Source organism: Cupriavidus sp. 05N39 (assembly GCF_056397325.1).
In genome coordinates this window covers 1-1,757 of record NZ_JBFTNE010000239.1, presented here as the reverse complement: position 1 = coordinate 1,757, position 1,757 = coordinate 1, and the positions used below count along the sequence as shown (strand labels likewise).

Annotated in this window: 2 protein-coding genes; one reads left to right on the top strand and one right to left on the bottom strand. The window is 55.6% G+C overall.

Going from position 1 to position 1,757, the window contains the following annotated elements; all coding sequences use genetic code 11:
• Window positions 1–160: 160 nt before the first annotated feature.
• Complete coding sequence (locus AC1DN0_RS41000; protein WP_477146609.1) at window positions 161–934, top strand: hypothetical protein; 774 nt, start codon at window positions 161–163, stop codon at window positions 932–934.
• 189 nt (window positions 935–1,123) lie between these two features.
• On the opposite strand, the gene AC1DN0_RS40995 is transcribed toward AC1DN0_RS41000, so the two are convergent.
• The coding region (locus tag AC1DN0_RS40995; protein WP_477146608.1) for a ribbon-helix-helix domain-containing protein at window positions 1,124–1,757 on the bottom strand (634 nt) is incomplete at its 5' end.

Here is a 1,757-nt window from a genome sequence, read left to right as displayed (position 1 = left end):
TGTAACCGCCATGTAACCCAATTGGATCCCCATCGATCCATCTGGAACCATCTCCCGCCTGCGCGCCGCCTTAGTGCCTCATTTTCCCGTGTGGCACATCGGTCTCGCACGATAGAATCCTTCCCAGATTAGTACCACCGCATCAAAGGGGAACGAGATCGTGTCGCAAGCAAGTACGCCACAAGAACGCGTCGCTGCCGCAAGGCAGCTTTATGCCGTCTTGAAAATGTATCTCGATCGGTCAACCTGGACGCCGGYGGAAGGGGCCCTTGTCCTGTCGGGCCTCCATGCACCGGCAGGGTGTTCGGAACTCCCTCGCGAGGCGACGGGCCTTGACGGCAAGCCTTTCAAAGGGGACGTCATCGACCGTCACACCAAGGCTCGCGAAATCATGCGGCTATGGGACTGGTCCTGCGACGATGAGGAAAGCGGCACCGTTGCGCCGACGCAACTTGCACCCCATGAGTTTCTCGCGTGGTGTCAGGACGTGGAGATCGAGACGGAATGGATGCGGCTCATCTTTGAGGTCATCGGCCGTGGCAAGGTGCAATCAGATCAACCGGACCTGATTCCGCTTGCTGTTGCGGAATACGCGGCCCAGTCAGCTGAGACGATCAGCGCAATCCAGGCCCTTGCAGGGCAGGTTTCAAGCGATTCATCAGTGAGTGTCCCGGCACCGAAGGCAGTGGAAAAGAGCGCGCCGCGCGTTCCGATGCCGATTCCGGCAAACCGGGATCACGTATCCACGGAAGAGTTGGCAGCCATTCTGGCGATCGATCCTCAATCGATTCGCAAGCGCTACTCCTTGGATGGGAGCTATCTTGGCATCCGGCCGACGAAGCTTCCCAATCGTCGATTGTATTGGCCGGTCGCGGATGTAAAACAATTGCTGAACGGCAGCCGCCGCGACCTTGCCGAGCCAGGCGCCAAATAGCCGTTCGGCTCGTATAGGGCGAGGGGGGCGTGGGGTTTCCCGTTCTGACTGGCCAATTTGCGGACGCCTGTGGGTGCAGTCCAGGTGGCGTTCAGCCGATGTGCCGAGCGCCGCTGGCCATGCCCAGACATCCCAATGCCGCCGGTCAGTTGGAGCTATTTCCAGCACCGGCCGTTCAGGGCCGTGAGATCAAAAATCCACTGGCCGGCCGAGCCTAGATTCTGCCGGCGCACCGGGCATGCCGTATCTGGCGGCGAGTTCGATTAGCCTCTCCAGCGCCTCGGTACGAGATACGCCAAGCCCTTTGGCTAGCTTGTCCAGACTTTTGATGGTTGCGTCAGGCAGAACAAAATTCCGCTGGCGGATTTTATTTTTTTCCAGTTTCTCGCGGTATTTTCTCTGGCTCCAGAGCTTTTTGATATGGCCGACGTGATTTTGCTTTTCATAATCAGAAACCTGAAGCGAATCAAAATAGCATTTCAGTCCAACGCCACCCGGGTATTTTCTGAATTCCTGGCCAATGACTGGATCCAGTTGAATTGAATCCAGTAGCGTGTATTGCATTCGGGCATCAAGAACTTGCCATGCAAAATCGCATCGCCCGGGTTCGTCATCGTCACTAAACCAATTCAGATAAGACGTATCCCGCAAATGCCGAAGCCACGATTGATGAAGTCTGGTGAGATAGTTTTGTTTGTCAAGCAAAGAGGCTAGGACAAGATCAATCAGGCAAATAAAATAATCGCGCTTGCTAAAGCGTGCCTCGGCGTCTGGGATTCTAATTCTCAACAAATTGTGGATGTAGTCAATCAGCCAGCAGAGT